This is a genomic window from Arthrobacter sp. NicSoilB11 (assembly GCF_019977375.1).
GTDB lineage: Bacteria > Actinomycetota > Actinomycetes > Actinomycetales > Micrococcaceae > Arthrobacter.
Genome location: NZ_AP024657.1, coordinates 3887113 through 3912861, shown reverse-complemented (window position 1 = coordinate 3912861; position 25749 = coordinate 3887113). Strand labels below are relative to the sequence as shown.

Here is a 25749-nt window from a genome sequence, read left to right as displayed (position 1 = left end):
CCGCCCGTTTGTGACTTGCTACGCCTGGGGATCGGTGTCCGGCTCCGAGTCGGGAACGGCCTCCACGACGGCCCGGTCCTGCCGCTTCAGGCTGCGGCGGTCCAGGACCAGCGCCAGTGCGGCGCCCAGGATTGCGCCGCACGCGGCAAACATCACCAGGAAGAATCCGAAGACAGCGCCGGGGTCGAACGTTGCATCGCCCGGTACCGCGTAGGCAACCACTGCGGCTGCAGCAACACCCACCAGCGCACCCAGGACCAGGAAGGGAACGTACTTGGGTGCCCGGCGGACGGTTACTTCGCGCCGCTCGGCAGCGGATTCTTCAAAAGCCATGCCATCAAGCGTACTGCCGGAGATTTTGGGGACATAACGGGGCGTACGCCGCCATTGAGCGCCCCGGGCGACCAAAAACGCCCAGGCGGCCAATGCCGGACGCCTATCGCCCCGCTGCCCTGCAACTGATATATCTATTGACACGAGGTGTGGCCGCTGTCATATTGCTAGGTAGCGCTATGTGCATTCTGTTGTGCATTACGCAATTGTTCAGGGGTTGGTAGGCCCAAGACCCCGTCCTTGAACAGCTGCGTCAGCTAGATTGGCACACGTCGCCGACTTACCGGACTGCCAAGGTCCAGGAAAGGAACACAAGAACAATGGTCCACAAGGTTCAAGCTGTCATTGTCCGGGAGAAGGACGCCCCTGTGTCGTTGGAGACCATCCTGGTGCCGGATCCGGGGCCGGGGGAAGCCCTGGTGGACATCCTGACCTGCGGCGTCTGCCACACCGACCTGCACTACAAGCAGGGCGGTATCGGAAACGACTTCCCGTACCTCCTGGGCCATGAAGCCACCGGTGTGGTCAGTGCCGTTGGCCCGGATGTGACCTCGGTGGCCCCGGGTGACCGGGTCATCCTTAACTGGCGTGCCGTCTGCGGGCAGTGCCGCGCGTGCGCCAAGGGCCAGCCGCAGTACTGCTTCAACACGCACAACGCCACGCAGAAGATGACCCTGGAGGACGGAACCGTGCTTTCGCCGGCCCTGGGCATCGGCGCCTTCGCCGAGAAGACGCTGGTCGCCGCCGGGCAGTGCACCAAGGTGGACCCGGACGTTGACGCAGCCGCGGTGGGCCTGCTGGGTTGCGGCATCATGGCCGGCATCGGCGCCGCGATCAACACCGGCGAGGTCAAGCGCGGGGAATCCGTGGCCGTCATTGGCTGCGGCGGCGTGGGCATCGCTGCGGTCGCCGGGGCCAGGCTGGCCGGTGCGACGACGATCATCGCCGTGGACATCGACGACAACAAGATCGACATGGCCAAGTCGCTCGGTGCCACCCATGGCGTGAACTCGCGCCGGGAGGACGCCGTGGAGGCCATCCGTGCCCTCACCGGAGGCCACGGAGCGGACGTGGTGATTGACGCCGTCGGCCGCCCTGAAACCTACAAGCAGGCCTTCTACGCCCGCGACCTTGCCGGCCGCGTGGTCCTTGTGGGTGTGCCGACGCCGGAGATGACGCTTGAACTGCCGCTGCTGGATGTCTTTGGCCGCGGCGGATCGCTGAAGTCCTCCTGGTACGGCGACTGCCTGCCCTCCCGCGACTTCCCGATGCTCGTCTCGCACTACAAGCAGGGCAACCTGGACCTCGACGCGTTCGTGTCCGAGCGGATCACCATCGACCAGGTGGAGGAAGCGTTCGGCAAGATGCACGAGGGCAAGGTGCTGCGCTCCGTCGTCGAGGTCCAGCCGGCGGGGGCGTCCGCATGAGCGTCACCATCGAAAACCTGGTCACCTCCGGCACATTTTCGCTCGACGGCGGCACCTGGGACGTGGACAACAACGTCTGGATCGTGGGCAATGACGAGGAATGCATCATCATCGACGCGCCGCACGACGCCGCCGCGATCATCGCCCAGGTCCGCAGCCGGAAGGTGAAGGCCATCCTGCTCACGCACGCGCACAACGACCACATCGGTGCCGCACGCGAGGTCGCCGATGCCCTGGGCGCTCCGATCCACCTGAACAAGGAGGACCTGGTGCTCTGGGAGCAGGTCTACCCGGACGCCACACCGGACCACTACCACTCCGACGGTGACGTGTTCCAGGTGGGCGGGGCAACCCTGAAGGCAATCCACACGCCCGGCCACTCGCCCGGGTCCACCTGCTTCCACCTGGAAAGCGAGGGGACGGTCTTCACCGGGGACACGCTGTTCAACGGCGGCCCAGGCGCCACCGGACGGTCCTACAGCGACTACCCCACCATCCTGGCGTCCATCCGGGGGAAGCTGCTGACCCTGCCGGCCGACACCGTGGTCCGCACCGGCCACGGCGGGAACACCACCATCGCCGCCGAGCAGGAAACGCTGGCGAAGGTAGCCCAGTAGCGCGCGACATTCAGTAAGGTGACGTGCCGGAGAAAGGCGCGCCGGGAGGCCCGGCGCGCCTTTCACTGGCCCTCGAACACCACTCGCCTTCGAACAACACTCACCTTCGAACAACACAGGCCGGTAAGGAAGTTGGAACGATGAAGTTCGGTAAGCAGCCCGCCCCCGTCGCGGACATCAATGAGGACAACCTTGAGGTCCACAAGCCTAAGACCGAGGCCGCCGGCGTCAAGGCCGTCATGGTTGCCCTGGAGCGTGCAGTCGCCCAGGCAGGGGTGGCCCGCACGGCGCAGTCGCTGCTGCGGTTGAACCAGCGTGGCGGCTTCGACTGCCCGGGCTGCGCGTGGCCGGAATCGGACAAGAAGCGCAAGACGGCCGAGTTCTGCGAGAACGGCGCCAAGGCGGTGGCCGAGGAGAACACCCTGCGCACCGTAGGTGCGGAGTTCTGGGCCAGGCACTCCATTGCCGAGCTGTCCACCAAGACCGAGTACTGGCTGGGCAACCAGGGCCGGCTTTCCGAACCGGTGGTGATCCGGGAGGGCGAGACGCACTACTCGCCCATCTCCTGGAATGACGCGTTCGAGCTGATCGGGGAGCACATCCGGGCCAGCACCCCGGACCGCTGCGTCTTCTACACCTCCGGACGCACCGCGAACGAGACAGCCTTCCTCTACCAGTTGTTCGCCCGGTCCATCGGGACGAATAACCTGCCCGACTGCTCCAACATGTGCCACGAGTCTTCCGGCTCGGCGCTGAACCCGACCATCGGCATCGGCAAGGGCACGGTGTCCCTGGACGACATCCACGACGCCGAACTGATCTTCGTCGTCGGCCAGAACCCGGGCACCAACCACCCCCGCATGCTGTCCGCGCTGAAGGAATGCAAGGACAAAGGCGGCAAGGTAGTGGCCGTGAACCCGCTGCCAGAGGCGGGCCTGTTCAACTTCAAGGACCCCCAGACCGTCTCCGGCGTGGTGGGCGGCGGCACCCCGCTCGCGGACGAATACCTGCAGATCAAGGTGGGCGGGGACCTGGCGCTGTTCCAGGCGCTCGGCCACCTGCTCCTGGCGGCTGAAGAAGCCAACCCGGGCACCGTCGTCGACCATTCCTTCATCGCCGCGCAGACGGACGGATTCGACGCCTACCGTGAAGCCCGCCGGACTCTGGACTGGGACGAGACCGAGCGGGCCACCGGCCTGTCCCGTGGGCAGATCGAGAAAGTGGCGTCGATGCTGGTGGCGTCCAAGGCCTCGATCTTCTGCTGGGCGCTGGGCGTGACGCAGCAGCCACACTCGGTGGACACCATCAAGGAGATGGTCAACGTGCTGCTGCTGCAGGGCAACTTCGGCAAGCCCGGCGCCGGCGCCTGCCCGGTCCGCGGGCACTCCAACGTCCAGGGCGACAGGACCATGGGCATCTGGGAGAAACCCAAGGAATGGCTCCTGCAGGCCCTGGACAGCGAGTTTGGAATCACCTCCCCCCGGCACCACGGCTACGACGCCGTGGAATCCATGGAGGCGTTCGAGCGCGACGAGGTGGACGTGTTCGTCTCGATGGGCGGCAACTTCTCGCTCGCCTGCTCGGACACCAAGGCCCTGGAAGCCGGGATGCAGCGGATCGGCCTGACCGTGCACATCAGCACCAAACCCAACCGCTCCCACATCGTGCACGGCCGCACCTCGCTGGTCCTGCCCACCCTGGGCCGGACCGACAAGGACGACAAGCACCCCAACGGCGCACAGTTCCTGTCGGTGGAGGACTCCATGTCCGTGGTCCACTCCACCCAGGGCCGCCTGACCCCTGTCTCCGAGCACCTGCTGGCCGAGCCCGTCATCGTGGCGCGGATGGCCGAGGCGACCTTCGGCCCGGACCACCCCGTCAACTGGAAGGCCATGGCCGAGGACTACGACGTGATCCGCGACCACATTGCCCGCGTGCTGCCCGGCTTCGAGGATTTCAACGCCCGGGTCCGGACCAAGAACGGCTTCGTGCTGCCCAACCCGCCGCGCGACACCCGCTCCTTCGCCACGGACATCGGCCGCGGCCGGTTCACGGTCAGCCCGCTGGAATACCTCACCCCGCCGCCGGGGCACCTGGTGCTGCAGACCATCCGCAGCCACGACCAGTACAACACCACGTTCTACGGCCTGGATGACCGCTACCGCGGCATCTCCGGCGGCCGCCGCGTGATCCTCATCCACCCCGACGACCTCGCCGAATCCGGCTTCCAGGACCGGGAGCTCGTGGACGTGGTCAGCACCTTCCAGGGCGTGGACCGCCGCGCGGACAAGTTCCGGTTGGTGGCCTACCCGACTGCCAAGGGCTGCGCCGCGGCGTACTTCCCCGAGGCCAACGCCCTGGTCCATAAGGAGAACGTGGCCCGCATCTCCAACACCCCCGGCTTCAAGGCCATGTTCGTCCGCTTCGAACCCCACAAGGGCGAGGACGCGGTGGCCGAAGAGGCAGGATTGCTGCAGGCCAGCGTGTAGATGGCGCGACAGAGCGCCCCTGCGTCCCCGGCTGGATAACAGCGGGGAGGCGGGGGCGCTCTTCCGTCGTTTACGGCCTAAACAGGGTTGTTTCCGTGGGGCTCGGCCTCCGGATCCAGGTCCTTGCCATAACCGCTGGCCGAGGCAAGCCCCGACACCTGCTGGCCGGCGTTCGTTTGACCGGGGGCAAACTGCCCGTCCTGTGGGTCCTGGGCTTCCCCCTCCGACCCGGGTGCGACATCCTGCCGCAGGTGCTCGTCGGAAGGAACGTTCTTGGATACCTCTTCATCAGCCATGCCAACAACCAAACACTTGGGTCATAACGGCGGCAAGGGGTAAACGTGGGCCGCGTTCCGGCCATGCTCCCGGCATACAGTCCGCCCAGTAGAACCGTGGGGCACGTCCAAAGCAGACCGGGGTGCAGCAGTCCTCATACGGGGGCGTGGAGGAACCGTTCCAAGGCTTCTTCTCCCGGGGACAGCGGAATGAACGCAAGGTCCGGTGGGCCGCCGAGTGACCTTCCGGGGGGTCCCACTATCCGTTTGAACCACTGGGGCCACCATGGTGGTTCCCAATCCTGGTGTTCGGACGTGTAATGGCGGCCGGTGGGTGAGGTCCAGCCGGGTGGTTCGTTCCTGGTGGCCGGGGTGGGTGTCCAGCCGGTGCTGTGCCGGAGTTTGTGGTGTTTTCGGCAGGGTTGTCCCAGGTTGGAGATCCCGGTGGTGCCGCCGTTGTTCCAGGCGAGGATGTGGTCGGCGTCGTTGTCGAGTGAATTGTTGCTGCAACCGGGGAACGGGCATTTTCCGTCCCGCAGCCGCAGCCAGGCCCGCATCGCGCCCGTGACCCTGTAGCTGGTCCGCCCGATCTCCAGCGGCGCCCCGTCCCGCGGATCCACCAACACCCGGTAGAACGAGCTGGCGCCGTTGGCGACGAGTTGCCTGGCCATGGACGGCGGGATGGGCCCGTAGCCGTCGAGCATGGCTGGTTCATCGGTCAATCCCATCAGCGAGGACACCGGGACGGTGACCAGCACCTGCGCTTGGATCCGTGGCGATGGGACATGTGCTGCTTCACCGACTTCAACATCCCCGGTTGCGGTGCCGCTGCCCAGAATCGCGTCGGCGAAGGTGTCGGCCCGGAGCTGGGGCATGCTGCGGGGCTCGTCGGGGCCCTGCATGCTCCGGGCGAGGGCGGTGAGCCGGTTCCAGCCGGCCAAGGCTTGATGGGCGGGCAGGTGTGCGGAGAGCCAGGCCATGCCGTCCTGGTCCGGCCGGAACTCCACCCGCCGATCCGCCACGGACTTAGCGTGGCGTTTTCCGATGCTCTCGGCATGGTGGCGTTCCCGCCAAATCCTTGCCTTGGCCCTGAACCGGTGCGCGGGCATCTGCCCGGCCGGGCAGCCCCGTGCCGGGTCCGGGGCGCCCGGGTCCAGGAAGTGCCCTTCCAGTGCGGCGGCACCGGCGGCATCAAGGCTGGCCGTCTCGTCAACCATGGCCAGGGCATGCTGCCACGACAGGTCCCCGGCTTCCAGTGCCGACAGCGTCCGGGGCAGCGTGGTGGCCAGGGCGTGGGAGGCGGCCAGGAACGACGACGCGGCCCGCGGCCCCAGAGACAGCACACACCCGACCTCAGCCGCGACAGCCATCTCCTGCGCCTGCACCGAAGCATCCGGCCCGGCAACACGATGGGCGCTGTCCGAGTACGTCACCGCGGCCTTCGCCTTTATCGCCGCGAACCCTGCCTCCACTTGACGGGCCCCGGCAAGAATATCAAGGCAACCATCGGCGAGCCCCGCCAAGGGATCAGCCGGCGAGAACGGCTCGGGACCGTGCCCCTCCACCTCGGCATGAAGCACAGCAAGGGCACCACGGATATCCGCATATGCCTTGGCCACCGCTGCTTTCCCCATGAACTAATCATCGGGGGAGGGTCTGACATTAAGAGGAGCGGCCGGACCTTTCACCGGCAGGGGAGATCGGAGCTAAACGACGGCTCCGTCATGGCGCTGCACCCGGCGGGAACGGCGGGGGAGGCGCCAGGCCCAGTACGCAATCATGAGTCCTGCCGTCGCTGCCCCTCCCGCGTATGTCGACGGCGAGCGGGAGGACCCAGGGACGGGCCGAACAACAGGAGCGTCAGCGAGGTCACCATCACGCAGACCGCGGCGACCGTCCAAGGGCGGCGGCCCGGGCGCTGCTGAATCACGGCAGTGACGCCAGAATGTCATCTGGCCACACCCTGGTCAGCACGCTGTTCCCCCAAACACCTGTTCCCTCAAATTTGTTGTTGCTCCGGTGAGTCTACGACACGGTTTTGCCGCGCGAATCAGTGCCCTCCCCGAGGCACCAAAAAGGGTGGGTGGTCCTGCCGGTCTCAAGCAGGTCCACCCACCCTTTGGGCGGGGCTGGTCAGCCGCGGAGGCGTTCCATGCCCGGGTCAAAGAGCGGCTCCGCAGTGACGGTGGCGGCCACCCGCCGGCCGAAGTACTCGATCTCCACGGCGTCCCCTTCGGACACTGACGAGGGCAGCCAGGCGTAGGCGATGGGCTTGCGGATGGTGAAGCCGTACGCCGCGCTCGTGACGTACCCAACGGCTTCCCCAGCCACAAACACCGGTTCCTTGCCCAGCACCACGGACGTGCCGTCGTCGACCGTCAGGCAGCGCAGTGTCTTGGCCGCCGGCTGTTCGCGGAGCGACGCCAGGGCCTCGGCACCAACAAAGCCCGTCTTGTCCTTGGCCACGGAGAAGCCAAGGCCGGCCTGGTAGGGGTGGTGCTCGGACGTCATGTCCGTGCCCCACAGCCGGTAGCCCTTCTCAAGGCGCATGCTGTTGAAGGCACCGCGGCCGGCGGCGACGATGCCGTGCTCCTGGCCCGCCTCGAACAGCAGGTCCCAGAGCTTCAGCCCATATTCGGCCGTGGTGTAGAGCTCCCAGCCGAGCTCGCCCACGTAGGAGAGCCGCATGGCCGTAACGGGGATGCCCCCAACGGAGATTTCCTTGGTGCGGAAGTACTTGAGGCCGTCGTTGCTGAGGTCGTCCCCGCTGACCTTGCCGATGACCTCGCGGGCCAGCGGGCCCCAGAGCCCGATGCAGCAGGTGCTGCCCGTGATGTCGGTGACGTGGACCCACTGGGCAGGATCAGCGGCCGACTGCTTCCGGGCCTCCACCCGGAGGTAGTCGAAGTCAACGTTGCTGTTGACGCCCAGCTGGAACTCCTCCTCGGCGAGCCTGGCGACGGTCACGTCACTGCGGATGCCGCCGTCGTCCGCCAGCAGCAGGCAGTACGTCACGGCACCCGGCTTTTTGGCGATATTGCCCGTGCTCAGGCGGTGCAGCAGTGCTTGGGCGCCGGGGCCGGCGACGGAGAGGCGCTTCAGCGGCGTCATGTCGAAAAGTCCGACGGCGGTGCGCGTCTTCCACGCTTCGGCGGCGGAAATGGGGGAGTGGAACATGGCGGACCATTCGTCGCGCCCAGGAGCCCGCCATTCTTCCGGCAGTTCGGCCAGGAGTCCGCGGTTGGCTTCGAACCAGTGCGGGCGCTCCCAGGCGGCGGACTCCAGGAAGAAGGCCCCGAGTTCCTTCTGGCGGACGTTGAACGGGCTGACGCGCAGGTCGCGCGGGGATTCGCGGGGCTGCAGCGGGTGCAGGACGTCGTAGATCTCCACGAAGTTCTGCTGCGACGTCTCGCTGACGTACGCGTCGGAGGTCTGCACCTTCTCGAAGCGTGTCAGCTCGCAGCCGTGCAGGTCGGTCTGCGGCTGGCCGTCGACGAGCAGTTCGGCCATGGCCTTGGCGACGCCGGCCGAGTGCGTGACCCACACTGCCTCGGCCACGAAGAAGCCGTCGAGGTCCGGCGCCTCGCCCATGAGCGGGCCGCCGTCAGGGGTGAACGAGAAGATGCCGTTGAAGCCGTCCTGGATTCCGGTGCTGCGCAGTGCCGGCAGCAGGTCCTGGCTGTCCTCCCACGCGGGCACGAAGTCTTCAAGGGTGAAGTCCAGGCGGGAGGGCATGCGGTGGTCGGACATCTCCCCGGCCGGGACCTTGGGCAGTGCAGCCATGTCCACGGGCATGGGACGGTGGGCGTAGCTGCCGATGCCAATGCGGTCGCCCCACTCGCGGTAGTACAGGTCCTTGTCCTGGTAGCGCAGAATCGGCTTGCTGGCACCCTTCGGAAGCTCGTTGACGCCCTCAAGTTCGGCAAGGGGCGTGGTGACCACGTACTGGTGGGCCAGCGGCAGCAGCGGCACCTCCAGGCCCACCATCCGGCCGAGCTCACGGCCCCAGAACCCTGCGCAGGACACCACGATGTCGGCTGGGATCACACCGGAGGAGGTCTCGACGCCGGTGACCTTGCTGCCCTCCCGTGCGATGCCGGTGACGGTGGTGGAGCCGAGGTAGGTGACACCGAGTTCGCGCGTCCGCTCGATCAGCAGCTGCACGGCCCGGGCCGCCAGGGCGATACCGTCGGTGGGGATAAGCAGGCCGCCCAGGACCTCGCGGCCGCCGGTAAGCTTGCCGGTGTTCAGCAGCGGGTAGATCTTTTCGCATTCGTCGGCGTCCACGATCCGGCTTTCGACGCCCCAGGAGGTCATCAGGCCCATCTTGCGCTTGAGGTCGGCCAGGCGCTCTGGGGTGGTTGCCAGTTCCAAGCCGCCCACTTGGTTGAAGCAGGACTGGCCGTCCTTGGTCAGGGCGAGCAGTTTGTTAACGGTGTAGGTTGCGAATTCCGTCATGGTCCTGGACGGGTTGTTCTGGAACACGAGGCCAGGGGCGTGCGACGTGGAGCCGCCTGCGAGCTCCAGCGGGCCCTGCTCGACGACGGTGATGTCGTTCCAGCCGCGGCTTGCCAGCTCGTCGGCGAGGTTGGTGCCGACGATGCCGGCTCCGATGATGACGACGCGGGGTGATGCGCTCATAATTCTTGGTTCTCCTGGTTGGTGCTGAAATCCGCCTGGCCGGGGTGATGGAGTTCGCTTCGCTATGAGCAACGCGCATCACTATATGCAACAGGGTGTCTCAGCTCACATAGGATGTCAAGGGTTTCCTGCTTTGTTGCGGGGATGGGCGGTGCTGTGATCACAGGCGGCAAAGAGGCCCCCGCCGCTGGTGCGGCGAAGGCCTCTTTGGTGCAGCTCCGGTTATCCGGCGGCGTGTGTCCGTGCGGTCCCGGTGTCAGTGGGAGAAGTCTGCTGAAATCTCGGCGAGGGTGCGCCCTTTTGTCTCAGGCGCGAGCCATTGCGAGAGGACTGCGCCGAGTAATGCGACGGCGGCGGCTACGACCATGGTTGCGCCCATGCCTATGTTGGCGATCGCCCATGGCAGGGCGAAGGTGCCGAGTGCGGCTCCGATCCGGCTGAAGGACGCGGCGAAGCCCATACCGACGCCGCGCAGGTGGCCGGGGAATACCTCGGCCGGATAGACCTGGGTCATCGTGGTGTAGCCGGCATTGAAGTAGGAGAAGGCGAGAAACAGGACGAGCACGAGGATCGCTGGTGCGTTCCCCCATACTCCGATGACCAGCAGGATGCCCGCGCAGAGCCACTGCCCGGGCACAGTGAGGATTCGGCGGCCGAGCTTATCAATCAGAAGTACGCTGGTGACAACGCCCGCGACCGCAAGTGCGGACAGGCCGACTCCACCGGCCCAGCCGCCGCCGAAGCCGAATTGGTTGAGTACCTCGTCGGCGAAGGTCGCGATCGCGAAGTACGGAGTGACCGCGCAGAACCAAAAACCTGCAGTGAAGACAGTGGCGCGCCAGTACTGCCTCGAGAACAGCATTCCGAAGGAGGCGTTCTTGATTTTGGTCCCACTCTCCGCGGCTTGGGCCTCCTGGAGCATCCTCAGATCCATCTCTCCGGTGATGCTGTCGTGCATCTGCGGCGATTCGACATATCGGTGTGCGATCTCGAGTGCTTCCTTGTGCCGTCCCTTAGTAATGAGCCAGCTCGGCGATTCGGGGAGGCCCATGCGGGCGAGGAACAGAACGAATGCCAGTATCGTGCTCGTGCCGAGTACTAGGCGCCATGGGGTGCCGGCGTCGTGCAGGAGCGTGCCGATGATGAATGCCATCATGAAACCGACGTACCAGGCGATCAGGGTCAGCCCGAGCAACCGCCCGCGGAGCTTGGGTGGGGAGAACTCTGACAGCAGTGGCCCACCGATTGAGTACTCGCCGCCGATCGCGACGCCCATCATGAATCGGATGATGGCCAACTGGATCACGGCGCCGTCTCCAGAGGTTACGAAGAATTGGGCTCCTGAGGCGACCAGGAACAGGCCCATGTCCACCAGGAACATTGGCTTGCGTCCGAACTTGTCAGTAGCCCAGCCAGCCAGCGGGGAGCCGATGAATATACCAGCCAGCGGGCCTGCAGCGATCATGCCCAGCGATAGTGCGTCGAGCTGGAGATCTGACCGCATGGATCCGGTGACCGGGCCGATGATTCCGAGGATGTAACCGTCGAGGAACATCCCGCCTATGAAGACCGCTACAAGCCGCATCATGAAGCGGCGCTTGAACTTGGAGCTGGTCTCTTTTGATGAGGAGGTGTCGACGGGGGCCGTCGTCTTGGTTGGATTGATCATTGAGATTCGTTCCCTTCCGGCTTCAGCGCAAACCGCTGAAGGTGCCAGAGCGCTGTTTCCTGGACCCACGGACAGGCTTCGGCGTCGTTCCCCGGTTCCGGCGCCCCGCGCTGCTTTGATCGATGGTGCTGCCATCCCTGATAGTCATAGACAGTTTCCTTTGGTGATCTGGCGCTGCCGCATGGATACTGGCAGCGTTGTGCGGCCGATGCACGGGCCAGGGCCCCTTTCGGATCGGCCATCATGAATTCGTTCGTCTGTTCCCCAAAGTCATCACGGGTGGAGCCGGGGGACGGGAGGAGCGTATCCGGGCGTGCCTCGTTCCGTGATGATCAACAACCTTCGCTGTATGCAACAAAATCGTGCGCTAGCTCACATTCAATGTCAAGAGTGTGACCCCCTAAAGGCAAAGTGTGTAGGCGCTCCTGCTGGGGACTCCGGGTCACACCAAAGGCCCTGACCGCTGGGACAGGGAGACCTCTGCCATATCGAGTGCCTGGTGAGGGGGTAAACAGGGCAAACCTGTGCGTCAGGGTGGGATGGTGGCCTCCGCTCCGGGTGTCCTTGTGGTTTCTGGTGCTGCCCACGGAAGCGGGAGCACGGGAACGGGTCCTCCCGAGTCAACACCCTGGGGTGGAACGGCCATGACCGCGTCCGCCCAGGCAAGCCCGCGCATCATGCCGGGCCCGGTGTGCTGGACTGGGAACGCAAGGCCGGACAGGAACCGGCAGGGGACCAGGCGTGTCCTTCCCGGATCGCCCTCGAGGTCGCAGCCGGACATCACGAGCTGCAACGGAGGCAGCTGCGCGCCCCCAAGCGAGGCGATCAGGGGTGCGCCGACAGTGAGAAGGGCCATCACGGCCGCCAGCGGATTGCCCGGAAGACCGATCACGAACCGCCCGTCCGGAAGCCCGGCGAGCACGGCCGGATGGCCGGGACGCATCGCGATGCCGTCCACCAGCAACTGCCCGCCCATGGCGTCGACGGCGGCACGGAAATGGTCGGTGCCGGATTTTCCGGTGCCGCCGGTGGTGATGAGCACGTCTGCGTGCCCGCCATGGGGCATCACCGGGTTCGCCAGGGCAGCCAGCCAATCGCTGAACGAGTCACCGATTCTTTGCGGGCTGTCCGCAACACCGCCGAGCAGGGAAACCACGTGTCCGAGCTGCGGGCCAAAGGTGTCCCGGACCTGTCCCGGGCCCGGAATTCCTTGCGTCACCACTTCGGCGCCGGTGAGTACGACGGCGGCAGCGGGCCGGGCGCGGACCTGGACGGTGTCGTGCCCTGCCGCCGCAGCCAGGGCCACGTGCGCGGGATTAAGGACGGTGCCGGCAGGGATGAGTACGTCCCCTGACCGGGCTTCCTGCCCGGCAGGGCGGATGTGTTGGCCGCTGCACGGCTCACCGGGCTTCGCATCGGCACGCAGCGCCAGGATGTGGTTGCCGTTGGGGTCCCGCACGGCCAGGCCGCTTTCCTTGCGCAGGACGGCGTCGGCGCCGTGCGGTACCAGGCCGCCGGTGGCAATCACGGCGGCACTGTTTGCGGATAAAAATCTGTTGCCCTCACCGGGCAGGGATCCATGCTGGCCGGCTCCGGCCAGCAGCCATGGACCAGGCCCGTTCACGGCCCAACCGTCCATGGCGGACGAGGCATAATGCGGGAGGTCCTGGAGGGCGGTGACATCCCGGCTCAGCGTGCGTCCATTGGCTTCAGCGAGCGGGACTGCCACGGGCGGGAGCGGACCGGCGGAACCGAAGGCCACATGGCGCGCTTCGGACCACGGTATGCACCCGCGTTCCGGGACGGGACCCGGCGCAGCCGTGCTCCTTGAAACGCTGGCTGTCAATCCATTGGCAGGCATCCGGGGCCCCTCCTTGTTAAGTCACCGGCACCATGCCGGTTGCGGGGTCCCGTTTTCCGAAAACGGTGCTTCGATGAGGAATACCTCCCCAGGTCTTAGGCCCATCGAAGCACCTTTCACGGAAAACGGGACGCCCGTTGCTAACGCTGTGCCTTTCCTAGCCCGCGGCTTCCAGGACCTGGGACTCCAGGGGCCCGGCCGCCAGCGGCAGGGAAGACACTTGCCTGCGTGCAGCCTCCACGGTGTGAAGCAGCAGCAATGCCGTGGTCACTGAGCCCACGCCGCCGGGAACCGGGGTGAGCGCCGCTGCCGTCCCGGTGACGCCGGCTTCGTCCACGTCACCCACCAGCGAGCCGTCGGGAAGGACGTTCGTGCCGACGTCGACCACTACCGTCCGGGAGGAGACATGGCTGCCGGTCAGCAGGCCGGCGCGTCCGGCGGCGACCACCACGACGTCGGCATCCTTCGTGTAGCGCTCAAGAGGGCCCGACCTGGAATGGCAGACCGTCACGGCGGCATCGCGTGCCAGCAGCAGGAGGGACAGTGGCTTGCCCACCACGGCGGACCGGCCCACGACCACCACGCCCTTGCCCGCCAGGGGAACCTGGTAATGATCCAGGATTTCGACGACGGAGCGCGCGGTGGCGGGCGCAAAGGCCGGCTGCCCCACGGCAAGGCGACCCAGGCTCAACGGATTTGCGCCGTCAATGTCCTTTTCCGGGGCGATAAGGCCCACCAGGTTGTCCGTCCGGACACCGGGCGGCAGTGGAGTTTGCAGGATGATGCCGTTCACGGACGGTTCGGCGCTCAGGTCCCGCAGGACGCTGGCCAGCACCGGTTCCGTTGCGTCATGGCCCAGGTCGATGATCCGGCAACCCACTCCTGCCCGCTCCGCTGCCCGCTCGATGGAGCGGACGTACCAGTGCGTTGACTCATCGGCGGTCGCCATGACCACCGCCACGACCGGGCGGACGCCGTCCAGTTCAAGCGACCGGACCTGCTCCTGCACTTCCTTGTGGAACAAACCGGCCAAAGGCTTTCCGGAAAGTACTGCGGTGCTCAACCAAGGATCCTTTCCCGCACGCGGGCCGAGAGGGCCTCAGCCGCCAGGACTACCTTTTCCTCAATACCGTCCGTCTGCCGAGCAAGCAGCGCGCGTGCCTCCGGGTCCTTGACCGCCACGACGTTGATGTCGATGTTGACGCGCGCGGTGGCGGCAGCTGCGCGGGCGGCATCGGCAGCCGCTGCCACGTCGCTGATGACGTTCGCGTTGGCCACGTCGAACAGCTCCGTGGCGAGGTCCACGATGTCGCCTGAGACCTTGATGAGCTGGGCGGGTGTCTGTGCAGCCTGGATGAGTGCCGACTGGATCCCGGCCGCGCGCGCGGCCTTGGACTCATCCGTGTCGGACGGCAGCCTGTAGGAGTCGATGACTGCCTGGAAGGCCTGTTCGTCCGCGTCGGCCAGGCGCAGTGCCTCGGTAATGAGATTGTCTGCTGCCTGGGTAATGCGCTGCACCTGGGGTGCGTGCTGTTCGTACCTGGCGCCTGTGGTGTAACGCGCCACCATGGCCACCAGGGCTGCCCCCTGGGCCGCATGCAGGGCCGCGGCTGCACCGCCGCCCGGCGTGGGCTGTTTTGCGGCCAGGCGTGTGAGGTAGCTGCTGACTGTCTCTGAGCTGATCATGGCACTACCCGCGGAGCCGGGTCATGGTGGGGTCGTACAGCGGGTCCTGGGTCACCGTGGCAACGATCCGGCGTCCGAAGTACTCGATCTCCACGGAGTCGCCGATCGAAACTTCGGCGGGCAGGTAGGAATAGGCGATCGGTTTCCTGACCGTGTAGCCGTAGGCGGCGCTGGTCACGTAGCCAACTGCCTGGTCCTTGTAGAACACCGGTTCCTTGCCGAGCACCAGGCTGCGGCCGTCGTCGACCGTGAGGCAGCGCAGGCGCCGCGCGGAGTTCTCCTCCGTGCGGCCTTCCAGGGCCGCCTTGCCGACGAAGTTGTCCTTGGCCATCTTCACCGCGAAGCCCAGGCCGGCCTCGAAGGGGTCGTGCTCGGTGGTCATGTCCGTGCCCCAGGAGCGGTAGCCCTTTTCCAGGCGGAGCGAGCTGAACGCGGCCCGCCCGGCAGCGATGACGCCAAACGGCTGGCCGGCCTTCCACAGGGCATCCCAGAGCCGCTGTCCGTTGTCGGCGCTGGTGTACAGTTCCCAGCCCAGCTCACCGACGTAGGACAGGCGCATGGCGGTAACGGGGACGCCACCGATGACCACCTTCTTGGCGCGGAAGTATTTCAGGCCATCGTTGGAGAAGTCATCGCTGCTGACGGTGCCGACGAGGTCGCGGGCGAGCGGGCCCCACAGGCCGATGCAGCAGGTGCCGCCGGTGGTGTCGCGGACCTGGACCCAGTCGTCGGCGCTGCCGCTTGCTGTCTGGTGCCGGGCTGCCCGGTCGAAGTAGGCGGTGTCGATGTTGCCGTTGGCACCGAGCTGGAAGGTGTCCTCGCTGAGGCGGGCCACGGTGATGTCACTGCGGACCCCGCCCTGCTCGTCCAGGAGCAACGTGTAGGTGACGGCTCCGGGCTTCTTGTTCATTTCCGCGGTGGTCAGTTCCTGCAGCAGCTTCAGGGCGCCCGGTCCGGAGATTTCGAGGCGCTTGAGCGGGGTCATGTCGTACATGGCGACGGCGGTGCGCGTCTTCCATGCCTCGGCCGCGGCAATAGGCGAGCTGAACATGCCGGACCAGGAATCACGGGCCGGCGGCTGCCAGTCAGCGGGCATCTCCTTGAGGAGCTCGGCGTTGGCCTCGAACCAGTAGGGCCGTTCCCAGCCGCCGCCTTCCAGGAAGTAGCCGCCCAGCTGCTTGTGCCTGGCATGGAAGGGGCTGACGCGCAGGTTGCGCGGGGAGAGCTTGGGCTGCAGCGGGTGCAGGACGTCGTAGATCTCCACGAAGTTCTGCTGCGAGGTTTCGCTGACGTATTCGGGGGTCAGCTGCACGTCCTCGAAGCGGTGGATGTCGCAGTCGCCCAGGTCGATGGAGGACTTGCCGTCCACCAGGAGTTCGGCCACAGCGCGCGCGATGCCGGCGGAGTGGGTGACCCAGACGGCTTCGGCCACGAAGAAGCCGTCGAGTTCCCTGGACTCGCCAACGAGGGATCCGCCGTCGGGGGTGAAGGAGAAGATGCCGTTGAAGCCGTCCTCGATCTCGCTTTCGCGCAGGGCGGGCAGGATCTGCTTGGTGGCTTCCCACGCGGGGAGGAAGTCCTCGAGGGTGAAGTCCAGCCGGGACGGCATGTTGTGCTCGCTGATCTCATGCGGCTTGAAGCTGCCGAGTTCGTCGAGGTCCACGGGCATGGGCTTGTGGGCGTAGGAGCCGATGCCGTAGCGGTCGCCGTGTTCGCGGTAGTAGAGGTCCTGGTCCTGGTGCCGGAGGATGGGCAGCCGGGCGCCGTTGGGCAGTTCGTTCTTGCCCTGCTGTGCCGGAACCGGGGTGGTCTTGACGTACTGGTGGGCCAGGGGCAGCAGCGGCACGGACATGCCGATCAGCTCGCCCACCTTTGCACCCCAGAAGCCGGCGCAGGAGACCACGATGTCTGCCGGGATCACGCCGTCGGGCGTCTGGACGCCGGTGACCTGCCTGCCGGACTGTTCGATGCCGGTCACAGTGGTGTTGCCCAAGTACTTGACGCCGGCCGCTTCGGTGCGCTTGATCAGCAGCTGCACCGCCCGCGCCGCGCTGGCCAGGCCGTCGCTCGGGACGTGCAGGCCGCCGAGGATGTCCTCATCGTTGATGAGCGGGTAAAGCTCCTTGCATTCTGCCGGGGAAAGAATGGAGCCTTCGATGCCCCATGCCTGCGCATAGCCGAGCTTGCGCTTCAGGTCCGCGAGGCGGGTCTCGGTGGTGGCAACCTCCAGGCCGCCCACCTGGTTGAAGCAGCTGACGCCGTCTTCGGTGAGGGACAGCAGTTTCTCCACGGTGTACTTGGCGAACAGCGCCATGGACTTGGAGGGGTTGGTCTGGAAGACCAGTCCCGGGGCGTGCGAGGTGGAGCCGCCGGGCATGTTGAGGGGTCCCTGGTCCAGGACGGTGATGTTGTTCCAGCCGCGCGTGACGAGTTCATCCGCGAGGTTGGTGCCGACGATGCCGGCTCCGATAATGACAATGCGTGGTGACGATTCCAAGGAAGTCTCTCCTGCTGCTTTACGGGTTAGGTCTGCGGACGAGGGCTGCTTACCGGAACACCACGGTGCTGGTCTGGTCCAGCAGCACGCGGTGCTGGCAGTGCCAGCGGACGGCGCGGGAGAGGGCCAGTGCCTCGGCGTCCTGGCCCACGGTGGACAGCTGCGCCGGGCCGTAGCTGTGGTCCACGCGGATGACTTCCTGCTCGATGATGGGACCCTCATCCAGGTCCGCCGTGACGTAGTGGGCGGTGGCGCCCACCAGCTTGACTCCGCGGTCGTAGGCCTGGTGGTAGGGGCGTGCGCCCTTGAAGCCAGGGAGGAAGGAGTGGTGGATGTTGATGGCCCGGCCCTCCAGCGCCCGGCAGAGATCGTCGGAGAGCACCTGCATGTAACGGGCCAGGACCACGAGGTCGGCCTCGTACTCCTCCACCAGCTCCAGCAGCCTGCGTTCGGCGTCGGCCTTCGTGTCCGGTGTGACGGGGACGTAGATGAAGGGGAGCCCTGCGGCTTCCGCCATTGCACGGTGGGTCTCGTGGTTGGAAACGACCGCTACCAGTTCGCCGCCAAGGCTGCCGCCGCGCCAGCGGAAGATCAGGTCATTCAGGCAGTGCCCGAACTTGGACACCATCACCAGAACGCGCGGCTGGGTCTTGTCGTGGAAGCTGAAACTCATGTCGAACCGGCCTGCAATGGACGCAAATTCTTCCTCGAGCATCGCCGGCGTGTAGTTGGGGGAGCCGGAGAACGCTGTGCGCAGGTGCAGGGTCTCACGCAGGCTGTCATCGAACTGCTGGTGTTCCTCGATGTTGAAGCCACGCTCGAAGAGGAACGTGGTCACGGCCTGCACAATCCCTGCCTGCTCGCGGCAGGACAAGGTCAGCACGAACTTCTGCGCCTGCTCTTCCTTGAGCGCCGGCAGGGTAGCGGTTGCTGAAGCTGTTTCAATGAGGGTCATGTCCCTCCTCCTTCTAGATATATTCAAAAGCTGCGGACTGATATATTAGATTGGGTGTCAGCGTATACTGGTCTCGAGGCGAGGTCAATAGTTTTTTTCTGGTTGGGAAGAAGGGGCTCAGCATGGCATTCGAAGCTTTGGCGGTGGCGGACGACGCCGGCAGGAAGTCGCTGGCAGACGTCGCGTACGAGAGCATCCGCGACTGGTTGCTGACCCTTGAAATCAAGCCCGGCGAGCTGCTGAATGACGAGCTCCTTGCCAAGAACCTGGGCGTGGGGCGGACTCCGGTGCGCGAAGCGCTGAAGCGGCTGGAGCTGGACCGGCTGGTGAAGACCTACCCCCGGCGGGGTACCTTCGCCACCAGGGTGGACGTGACCGACCTTTCCTTCATCTCGGAAATCCGGGCCCAGCTCGAGCCCCTTGCTGCCGCACGTGCTGCCCGGGTGGCATCCCCGGCGGTTCGGGACGGGCTGCGTGCCACGCTCGAGAAGGTCGAGGCATTCGATGTTGCCGCAGCAACCGTAACCGAGACGCTGCAGCTGGATGCCCGGGTGCACCAGGGCATTTACGCCGCCGCTGCCAACCCTCACCTGGAGGACATCCTGATCCGCTATGACAACCTGGCAACGCGGATCTGGTGCATGGTCATCGACCGCCTGCCGGACCTGTCCCACCACGTGCGCGAACACCTCGATCTGCTCCGCGCCGTCATTGACGGGGATGAGGAGCGGGCCTCCGAGCTTGCCAAGGCCCACGTGAGTGGATTCGAGCATGCGGTCCGGGAGGCCCTCTTCAAGGCTTAGTCCCGGCCGGTCTGCGCGTCTGTTGACATCGGGTGTGACCTGCACCATACTCTGAATCCAGATTGATATATCAATCAAATATCAGAGTTGGATTCCCATGAGCGGCGATGGCGCCGGCGAACGGAGCGACCAGTGAATTCCCAGGCAACCCTTGAAGCCCCGCGGAGAGCCACCGGCCTTGACCGTCAACAACGTGGCCAGGGCGGCGGCACGTCGAAAAAGGCCCTTGGCCTCCGGACTGACTGGGCGCGCCTGCCTGGCCGCAATGTCGAGGTGTGGCTACTGGGGGAGTGCGTGGCCAGCGGGGTGGTGGACCAGGCTGCGGAGGATGGATCGGTGCTCTGGATAGCCGCCGAGGGCATCAGCACGCGGCGCATCTTCGACAAGCAATCGGGCTACCAGATCTGGGTGTGACTGTTCTTAGCCCTCGACGCTGCAGGTCCTAACGCAGTCCGTGGCTGTGGGTCAGCGCAATGGCTTCGGTCCGCGAAGCCACGCCCAGCTTCCTGAACAGGTTCCGCACGTGGAACTTGACCGTGTTCTCGCTGATGTTGAGCGCGGCGGCTATGCTTCGGTTGCGTTGGCCCGCAGCCAGCAGTTGGAGGACCTCGAGTTCCCGGGCCGCGAGGTTCCAGCCCGAGACGTCTGCCGGAGAAGCAGGCGGGTCCAGGGGCAGCGTGACGGAAATGTCCGCGCCCCACCCCGGCATGAGATCGACTTCCATGCGGCCGTCCAGTGCCTGGACCCTGCGCTGCAGCCGTTCCATGTTCGGGGCGTCAGCCGAGAGTCCGCCCCGTCCGTCGTCCCGGACATTGATCAGCAGGTTTTCGCCGTCGCAGTCCCACTGGGTCCGCACCCTGCGGACTTCCGGTTGCTCCATCATGGCCAACAGCAGCCCGCGCACGATGGCCCGCGCCGCGATGGCTACCTCGCCGGGCAGCGCCCGGCCATTCAAGGGGGGTTCGATGAATTGCACGTCGATCCCACTGAACCGGGTCAGCGGACGCAGATCCTCGCGAAGCCGTTCGAAGGCGGTGGCCACCGGTTCCTTCACCAGTTCTGCCGTCTGGTCATTGTGCGTGCGCAGTTCCACCAGCGCCTTGGCCGCGGCGTCACTGACGGTGGCCCGTGCCGTTGCGTCATCCAGGGAGCCTGACCGTGCGGCCGCCAGGATGGTTTCCAGGGTTGTGGAATGAAGGTCCACCAGCTCGCCCGTGACCCTGATCCGTTCCGCGGATGCTGCCCGTGACTCCAGCAGGTAGGACGGCGGCGCATCCTTCACCTTCTCCTGGATCCGGCGTGCTGCCATTACCCAGAGATAGGACACGAGGTCCAGGTTCTCCATGTCCCCGGCCTGCTGCCGGCCCCCGGCCGTCCCGGGATAGGTAATGACCAGCAAAGCGTTGCTGGGAGCGTACCTCAGGGCGAAGGCCTGCCGTTGCCTGCCTGCGATCTGTGCCGTTCCCGCCCAAGGCCCCTCAGCGGCCACCTGCTCGCGCAGCTGCTGGAGTTCGCTGATCGATACCCGGGCCACCACCTCCCCGTCGCCTGACTTCTTCTGCGGGCGTCCTGTGCATTCCTCGGTGAAGATCACCAGGGCGTCGCCGCCAGTGTAGGGGCGGACAGCTTCGTGCAGCCGTTCGGCAATGGCGGAGAGGGGCGCCTCCGCGATCCGGGCCACCGCGCGGAGCAGGGGCCAGGGAAGGGCGGTTTCGGGGAAGTCCGTAACCAGCCGAACGGGCGGGGTGCTCTCAATCATCTCGACAGATTACGCGAAGAATCCCGTCCTGAACTACCCGAACGGGTGGTTAAAACCATCCCGAATTGGCGTATCACCTACCCGCCCGTTTCGGCACGATGGATGCCAGGTACACGATGAAGGAGGAGATATGGACTCAACCGTTCTGACCGCTCCCGCGGTGGAAGCAACCGGCGGGGCCATCACGGGCAATATCTCCCTGGTGTTAAGGGAGATCGCAGACACCGCGGCCCGCATCAGCCCGGACAGGCTGCGCCAGGCGGTCTCGATGCTGGAGAACGCCGACCGCGTCTTTGTGGCCGGGGCAGGCCGCAGCGGCCTGGTGCTGAGGATGGCAGCGATGCGGCTGATGCACCTCGGCCTCGTGGTCCACGTGGCCGGGGACACCACCACCCCCGCCATCCGGAAGGGTGACCTTCTGCTCGTCGCATCGGGCTCCGGCAGCACGTCGGGGATCGTGAAGGCCGCCGAGACCGCCGCCAAGGCGGGGGCCCGGATCGTCGCCTTCACTGCCAACCCCGGTTCGGCACTCGCAGGACTGGCTGACGCCGTCGTGCTGCTCCCGGCCCAGCAAAAGACCGACCACGGCTCGGGCGTCTCCCGCCAGTACTCCGGGAGCCTCTTCGAACAGGTGCTCTTCGTGGCAACGGAGGCGGTGTTCCAAACACTCTGGGACAACGCCGACGTCCCCGCCGAGCAGTTGTGGCTGCGCCACGCCAACCTCGAATAGACCTTTCCCGACTTTCCAGTCCTTTGGACAAAACCCCAACAGAAAGAAGAAGCAATGAAACTTCAGGTAGCCATTGACCTCCTCACCGTCGAGGACGCCCTCGAGCTGGCCGGCAAGGTCGCTGAATACGTGGACATCATCGAACTGGGCACGCCCCTCATCAAGGCTGCGGGCCTCTCCGCCGTTACGGCCATCAAGGAAGCCCACCCGGACAAGCTGGTTTTCGCCGACATGAAGACCATGGACGCCGGCGAACTCGAAGCCGACATCGCCTTCAAGGCGGGCGCCGACCTGGTCACCGTGCTCGGCTCCGCCGATGACTCCACGATCGCGGGCGCCGTCAAGGCCGCAAAGGCACACAGCAAGGGCGTCGTCGTTGACCTGATCGGCATCGCGGACAAGGCCACCCGGGCCAGGGAAGTGCGCGCCCTGGGTGCGAAGTTCGTCGAGATGCACGCGGGCCTGGACGAGCAGGCAAAGCCCGGGTTCGACCTGACTGGACTGCTACGCGCGGGCGAAGAATCGCAGGTGCCCTTCTCCGTGGCAGGCGGCGTGAACGTCAGCACCATCGCAGCCGTCCAGGCCGCAGGAGCCGACGTGGCGGTGGCCGGCGGCGCCATCTACGGCGCCGCAGATCCGGCTCTGGCCGCCAAGGAACTCCAGGCTGCCATCAACTAGGCCCTGGCATACGGCGGCGGCTCCACCTGGACCGGGGTGGGGCCGCCGCTGTGCCATGCCCTCATCGAGCCCATTCCGTGGCGGACGAACCTGGAGAAGGCCATGATCGTTAACCTGCCCGACACCACTACCTCGAAGGTGTCCAAGAAACTCATGGCCCTGCGCGAGCAGGGCGGCGTGATCGCGCTGGGCCGGGTCCTGACCCTGGTGGTCGTGACCAAGTCCGGGCTCGAGGAAGAAGCGATCGAGGCCGCGAACGACGCCAGCCGGGAACACCCCTGCCGGATCATCGTCCTCGCCGACGCCGGGAAGTACGCCGAAGACCGGCTCGACGCGCAGATCCGGGTCGGCGGGGACGCCGGCGCCTCGGAAGTGATCGTGCTGCGCGGCTATGGCCAACTGGCCCACGAGTCCGGGTCCCTGATGGCCGCGCTGCTGCTTCCGGACGCCCCGATCGTGGCCTGGTGGCCGCACGGCGCCCCCGCGAACGCGTGCGAGACCTCCATCGGCGCGATCGCGCACCGCAGGATCACCGACTCCGCGAACGAACCCGACCCCCAGGCCGCACTGGAACGGATCCACCGCACCTACAAGGCCGGCGACACCGACCTCGCCTGGACCCGACTGACCAACTGGCGGATCCAGCTCGCAGCAGCCCTGGACCAGGTCGACCCATCCTTGGTGCTTGCCGCCGAGGTGGAGGGCGCCCCGGATTCCCCCAGCCCGCTGCTGATGGCTGCCTGGCTCAAGCTCGCGCTGGACGTACCTGTGAACAAGGTTGCAGGACCGGCAGGATCGGGCCTTGGCCGAGTGAGCCTCACGCTGGCCGACGGTCGGATTCAGCTTCTCCGCCCCGGAGGCTTCGTCGCCGAACTCACCCAACCCGGCCACCCTGCCCAGCGGATCCCGCTCCCACGCCGCAGCCTCAGCGAATGCCTCGCCGAAGAACTCCGCCGCCTCCAGCCGGACCCTGTTTTCGGTGAGGTGCTGGCCACCGTGGGGCGTTTGTGCGCGGACAGGCAAGTGCAGCCGGTGCCTGAGGCCGGTTACCAGCTGCAGGGTTGCATGGTGGTGGCCTAGCCGCAGGGCCATTAAAGGATTTGGCCCCGGCGCATGATGCGCCGGGGCCAAATTCGGGTGTTTACCTAACGTGTGGCTGCCTTCTCCAGATCCTGCCCCTTGCCCGGGCACCTCTGGCCATCGGCGCACTCTTCTGCGCACTCGTGCTTTGTCACAAGGTCGAACTGCGCGCCCCGGTGTTGCTCCACGCCCGCCCGGATAGCCCGTTCCACCACAGAGTCCGCCAGCCGGCGGCGCAGGGAAAGGGGGTCCCTGCGCAGGTCCTTGGTGATGGCGAAACAAAGCAACAGCATGACGATCACGAAGGGCAGGGCAGCGACGATGGTGATCCGCTGCAGGCCCGACAACGCTTCGGAGGGCTGGTCACCGCCGGCCAAAAGCATGACGGCGGCCACGGCGCCGGTGAGGGCGCCCCAGAAGATGACCAGGGCACGCTTGGGGTCGGAGCTGCCGTTGGAGCTCAGCGACGCCATGATCAGGGAGGCGGAATCAGCACCGGTAATGAAGAAGATTGCCACCAGGACCATGGCCAGGACAATTACGGCCGCAATCATCCACTCCGGCAGGGGGAGGTTCTTCACCAGGTTGAACAGGGCGCCGTCAAAATCGATGGTTGCCTTGCCGTCGGTGACGGTCATTAGGCCCGGCGTGCCGGCTTTGTCAGCTTCCTGCTGGATGTGGAAGGCCGTACCGCCGAAGATGCCAAACCAGATGACGCTGACAATGCTGGGGACCAGCAGTACGCCGGTGACGAACTGCCGGATGGTCCGGCCGCGGCTGATCCTGGCGATGAACATGCCCACGAAGGGCGTCCAGGAAATCCACCAGGCCCAATAGAAGATGGTCCAGCCGGACATCCAGGTCCGCAGCGCCTCGTCGCCAACGGCCTCGGTGCGGGAGGACATTTCGGCCAGGTCGCGCAGATAGTCGCCCACCGCCGAGGGGATGAGGTTGAGGATGAAAAGAGTGGGGCCCGCCACGAAGACGATGGCGGCGAGGACCACTGCAAGGACCATGTTGACGTTGGACAGCCACTGGATTCCACGGCTGATGCCGGACACGGCGGAGGCGATGAAGCACGCTGTCAGGATGGCCACGATGGCCACGAGCACGGGTGTTCCGATCTCGCCTGTCCAGCCGTTCGAGGTGAAGCCGCTGCCGATCTGCAGGGCGCCAAGACCCAGTGACGCGGCGGTACCGAAGAGGGTGGCGAAGATGGCCAGGATGTTGATGACCTTGCCCACCGGCCCCTCAACGGTCCTGATGCCGAACAACGAGGTGAAGGCGGCGGAGATCAGTTGCCTGCGTCCCAGCCGGTAGGTGCCATAGGCCATGGCAATGCCCACCACCGCATACATGGCCCAGGGGTGCAGGGTCCAGTGGAAAATCGAGGTGGCCATGGCAGTCTGGATGGCTGCCGGGGTGCGCCCGTCAACCGTTCCGGGCGGGGGAGAAACGAAGTGGTACAGCGGCTCGGCCACCCCATAAAACATCAGGCCGATGCCCATTCCGGCGGCGAACATCATGGCGATCCATGACACCGTGCGGAATTCGGGTTTCTCACCGTCCTTGCCCAGCGGAATGTTGCCGAACTTGCCCATGGCCAGCCACAGGACAAACACGACGAACAGGGACGCCAGGACCATGAAGAGCCAGCCGGTGTATTCCATGACCCAGTCCAGGGCGTCCTTGGAAGTGGTGGCCAGGCTGTCCTTGTCGGCAAATCCCCACACCACGAAGGCAAGGGCAATGGCGCCGGTGATGCCGAACGTGGCCTTGTCCAGCGTCAGCTTCCGGTCGCGGCGCTGGGAGACGGCCTGCTCCCTGTTACTCAGCCGCAGTTCGGCCAGAATCTGCTTGTGTTCGTTGACGGCGGGAAGGGCGGCTGTCGATTCCTCTTGGTCGGTGTCCAGAGGCTCGGGGGGAGCGCCATCTGAAGGCGGCACTTTTGGCTTGGCGGAGGTTAGATCACTATTAATGGCCATGAAAGCGGGTCCTTTGGCTAGTCCATGGGCTTGCGTTTAGTGCTGGGAATCGGGCAGAGCAATCCGGGGGTGAATTGCCGCGTGGCCGTTCGCCAGCGGTGGCAGGGCCTTGAGCCCCATGGGGGAGGTGTTCCGCAAAGATCAACAGAGTTCGCGCTAAGCAACAAGAGTGCTGTACGTCACTTTGAAAGTCAAGGATGCCAGGCAGCGTGAACCTCTTGGGGCGCATTGTGTCGCCGGACCGAGCTGTTGCATAGTGCGCTT

20 protein-coding genes are annotated in these 25749 nt (G+C 65.9%); 8 read left to right on the top strand and 12 right to left on the bottom strand.

The window, feature by feature from the left end:
• Positions 1-18: 18 nt before the first annotated feature.
• Complete coding sequence (locus LDO14_RS18255) at positions 19-333, bottom strand: hypothetical protein (RefSeq protein ID WP_018772123.1); 315 nt, start codon at positions 331-333, stop codon at positions 19-21.
• Positions 334-653: 320 nt separating this feature from the next.
• On the opposite strand from LDO14_RS18255, the gene LDO14_RS18250 reads away from it, so the two are divergent.
• From LDO14_RS18250 to LDO14_RS18240, 3 genes are all read left to right on the top strand, one after another.
• On the top strand, positions 654-1760 hold the full coding sequence (locus LDO14_RS18250; RefSeq protein ID WP_223992822.1) for an S-(hydroxymethyl)mycothiol dehydrogenase: 1107 nt from the start codon (positions 654-656) through the stop codon (positions 1758-1760).
• Positions 1757-2377 carry an MBL fold metallo-hydrolase gene (locus LDO14_RS18245; protein ID WP_223992820.1) on the top strand — a complete coding sequence of 207 codons (621 nt, stop codon included), beginning with the start codon at positions 1757-1759 and terminating at the stop codon, positions 2375-2377. The genes LDO14_RS18250 and LDO14_RS18245 overlap by 4 nt, the downstream gene beginning before the upstream one ends.
• Positions 2378-2517: 140 nt before the next feature.
• A complete protein-coding gene (locus LDO14_RS18240) occupies positions 2518-4866 on the top strand; it encodes an FdhF/YdeP family oxidoreductase (RefSeq protein ID WP_223992818.1) in 2349 nt (782 codons plus the stop codon).
• Between the two features lie 77 nt (positions 4867-4943).
• On the opposite strand, the gene LDO14_RS18235 is transcribed toward LDO14_RS18240, so the two are convergent.
• The 9 genes from LDO14_RS18235 to purU all read right to left on the bottom strand — a co-directional run bounded on the left by LDO14_RS18235 (position 4944) and on the right by purU (position 18450).
• Positions 4944-5162, bottom strand: a complete 219-nt coding sequence (locus LDO14_RS18235) for a hypothetical protein (RefSeq protein ID WP_056391747.1) — start codon at positions 5160-5162, stop codon at positions 4944-4946.
• Between the two features lie 134 nt (positions 5163-5296).
• Positions 5297-6775, bottom strand: a complete 1479-nt coding sequence (locus tag LDO14_RS18230) for an HNH endonuclease signature motif containing protein (RefSeq protein ID WP_223992816.1) — start codon at positions 6773-6775, stop codon at positions 5297-5299.
• Between the two features lie 499 nt (positions 6776-7274).
• A complete protein-coding gene (locus LDO14_RS18225; protein ID WP_134165079.1) occupies positions 7275-9782 on the bottom strand; it encodes an FAD-dependent oxidoreductase in 2508 nt (835 codons plus the stop codon).
• 256 nt (positions 9783-10038) lie between these two features.
• Positions 10039-11451 (bottom strand): MFS transporter, encoded by a 1413-nt coding sequence (locus tag LDO14_RS18220; protein WP_018771783.1) that lies wholly within the window; start codon positions 11449-11451, stop codon positions 10039-10041.
• Positions 11452-11980: 529 nt separating this feature from the next.
• On the bottom strand, positions 11981-13312 hold the full coding sequence (locus tag LDO14_RS18215) for a molybdopterin molybdotransferase MoeA (RefSeq protein ID WP_134165080.1): 1332 nt from the start codon (positions 13310-13312) through the stop codon (positions 11981-11983).
• Between the two features lie 157 nt (positions 13313-13469).
• Positions 13470-14375, bottom strand: a complete 906-nt coding sequence (locus LDO14_RS18210) for a bifunctional 5,10-methylenetetrahydrofolate dehydrogenase/5,10-methenyltetrahydrofolate cyclohydrolase (RefSeq protein WP_018771781.1) — start codon at positions 14373-14375, stop codon at positions 13470-13472.
• Complete coding sequence (locus LDO14_RS18205; protein WP_134165081.1) at positions 14372-14998, bottom strand: cyclodeaminase/cyclohydrolase family protein; 627 nt, start codon at positions 14996-14998, stop codon at positions 14372-14374. The genes LDO14_RS18210 and LDO14_RS18205 overlap by 4 nt, the downstream gene beginning before the upstream one ends.
• 4 nt (positions 14999-15002) lie before the next feature.
• Complete coding sequence (locus LDO14_RS18200; RefSeq protein WP_134165082.1) at positions 15003-17495, bottom strand: FAD-dependent oxidoreductase; 2493 nt, start codon at positions 17493-17495, stop codon at positions 15003-15005.
• Positions 17496-17544: 49 nt separating this feature from the next.
• Positions 17545-18450, bottom strand: coding sequence for a formyltetrahydrofolate deformylase (gene purU, locus LDO14_RS18195; protein WP_018771778.1), 906 nt, complete (start codon positions 18448-18450; stop codon positions 17545-17547).
• A gap of 122 nt (positions 18451-18572) precedes the next feature.
• Between purU and LDO14_RS18190 the strand changes: the two genes are divergently transcribed.
• Both LDO14_RS18190 and LDO14_RS18185 read left to right on the top strand, forming a co-directional pair.
• Positions 18573-19253, top strand: coding sequence for a GntR family transcriptional regulator (locus LDO14_RS18190; RefSeq protein ID WP_018771777.1), 681 nt, complete (start codon positions 18573-18575; stop codon positions 19251-19253).
• Between the two features lie 132 nt (positions 19254-19385).
• Complete coding sequence (locus LDO14_RS18185) at positions 19386-19667, top strand: hypothetical protein (protein WP_134165083.1); 282 nt, start codon at positions 19386-19388, stop codon at positions 19665-19667.
• Positions 19668-19695: 28 nt separating this feature from the next.
• Here the strand turns inward: LDO14_RS18185 and LDO14_RS18180 are convergent, their stop codons facing one another.
• Complete coding sequence (locus LDO14_RS18180) at positions 19696-21012, bottom strand: response regulator transcription factor family protein (RefSeq protein ID WP_223992814.1); 1317 nt, start codon at positions 21010-21012, stop codon at positions 19696-19698.
• Positions 21013-21142: 130 nt separating this feature from the next.
• On the opposite strand from LDO14_RS18180, the gene hxlB reads away from it, so the two are divergent.
• The 3 genes from hxlB to LDO14_RS18165 all read left to right on the top strand — a co-directional run bounded on the left by hxlB (position 21143) and on the right by LDO14_RS18165 (position 23500).
• Entirely contained in the window at positions 21143-21742 is a 600-nt protein-coding gene (hxlB, locus tag LDO14_RS18175) for a 6-phospho-3-hexuloisomerase (protein ID WP_134165085.1), read from the top strand.
• Positions 21743-21796: 54 nt separating this feature from the next.
• Positions 21797-22420 carry a 3-hexulose-6-phosphate synthase gene (gene hxlA, locus LDO14_RS18170; RefSeq protein WP_018771773.1) on the top strand — a complete coding sequence of 208 codons (624 nt, stop codon included), beginning with the start codon at positions 21797-21799 and terminating at the stop codon, positions 22418-22420.
• 102 nt (positions 22421-22522) lie between these two features.
• On the top strand, positions 22523-23500 hold the full coding sequence (locus LDO14_RS18165; RefSeq protein ID WP_223992812.1) for a glucose-6-phosphate dehydrogenase assembly protein OpcA: 978 nt from the start codon (positions 22523-22525) through the stop codon (positions 23498-23500).
• A 65-nt stretch (positions 23501-23565) separates the two neighbouring features.
• Here LDO14_RS18165 and LDO14_RS18160 read toward each other — a convergent pair whose 3' ends face one another.
• A complete protein-coding gene (locus tag LDO14_RS18160) occupies positions 23566-25485 on the bottom strand; it encodes a BCCT family transporter (RefSeq protein ID WP_056391711.1) in 1920 nt (639 codons plus the stop codon).
• Between the last annotated feature and the right edge of the window lie 264 nt (positions 25486-25749).

Coding starts and splice junctions, on each gene's coding strand:
- LDO14_RS18255 (WP_018772123.1), bottom strand. CDS start 333: ATGGCTTTTGAAGAATCCGCTGCCGAGCGGCGCGAAGTAACCGTCCGC.
- LDO14_RS18250 (WP_223992822.1), top strand. CDS start 654: ATGGTCCACAAGGTTCAAGCTGTCATTGTCCGGGAGAAGGACGCCCCT.
- LDO14_RS18245 (WP_223992820.1), top strand. CDS start 1,757: ATGAGCGTCACCATCGAAAACCTGGTCACCTCCGGCACATTTTCGCTC.
- LDO14_RS18240 (WP_223992818.1), top strand. CDS start 2,518: ATGAAGTTCGGTAAGCAGCCCGCCCCCGTCGCGGACATCAATGAGGAC.
- LDO14_RS18235 (WP_056391747.1), bottom strand. CDS start 5,162: ATGGCTGATGAAGAGGTATCCAAGAACGTTCCTTCCGACGAGCACCTG.
- LDO14_RS18230 (WP_223992816.1), bottom strand. CDS start 6,775: ATGGGGAAAGCAGCGGTGGCCAAGGCATATGCGGATATCCGTGGTGCC.
- LDO14_RS18225 (WP_134165079.1), bottom strand. CDS start 9,782: ATGAGCGCATCACCCCGCGTCGTCATCATCGGAGCCGGCATCGTCGGC.
- LDO14_RS18220 (WP_018771783.1), bottom strand. CDS start 11,451: ATGATCAATCCAACCAAGACGACGGCCCCCGTCGACACCTCCTCATCA.
- LDO14_RS18215 (WP_134165080.1), bottom strand. CDS start 13,312: ATGCCTGCCAATGGATTGACAGCCAGCGTTTCAAGGAGCACGGCTGCG.
- LDO14_RS18205 (WP_134165081.1), bottom strand. CDS start 14,998: ATGATCAGCTCAGAGACAGTCAGCAGCTACCTCACACGCCTGGCCGCA.
- purU (WP_018771778.1), bottom strand. CDS start 18,450: ATGACCCTCATTGAAACAGCTTCAGCAACCGCTACCCTGCCGGCGCTC.
- LDO14_RS18190 (WP_018771777.1), top strand. CDS start 18,573: ATGGCATTCGAAGCTTTGGCGGTGGCGGACGACGCCGGCAGGAAGTCG.
- LDO14_RS18180 (WP_223992814.1), bottom strand. CDS start 21,012: ATGATTGAGAGCACCCCGCCCGTTCGGCTGGTTACGGACTTCCCCGAA.
- hxlB (WP_134165085.1), top strand. CDS start 21,143: ATGGACTCAACCGTTCTGACCGCTCCCGCGGTGGAAGCAACCGGCGGG.
- hxlA (WP_018771773.1), top strand. CDS start 21,797: ATGAAACTTCAGGTAGCCATTGACCTCCTCACCGTCGAGGACGCCCTC.
- LDO14_RS18165 (WP_223992812.1), top strand. CDS start 22,523: ATGATCGTTAACCTGCCCGACACCACTACCTCGAAGGTGTCCAAGAAA.
- LDO14_RS18160 (WP_056391711.1), bottom strand. CDS start 25,485: ATGGCCATTAATAGTGATCTAACCTCCGCCAAGCCAAAAGTGCCGCCT.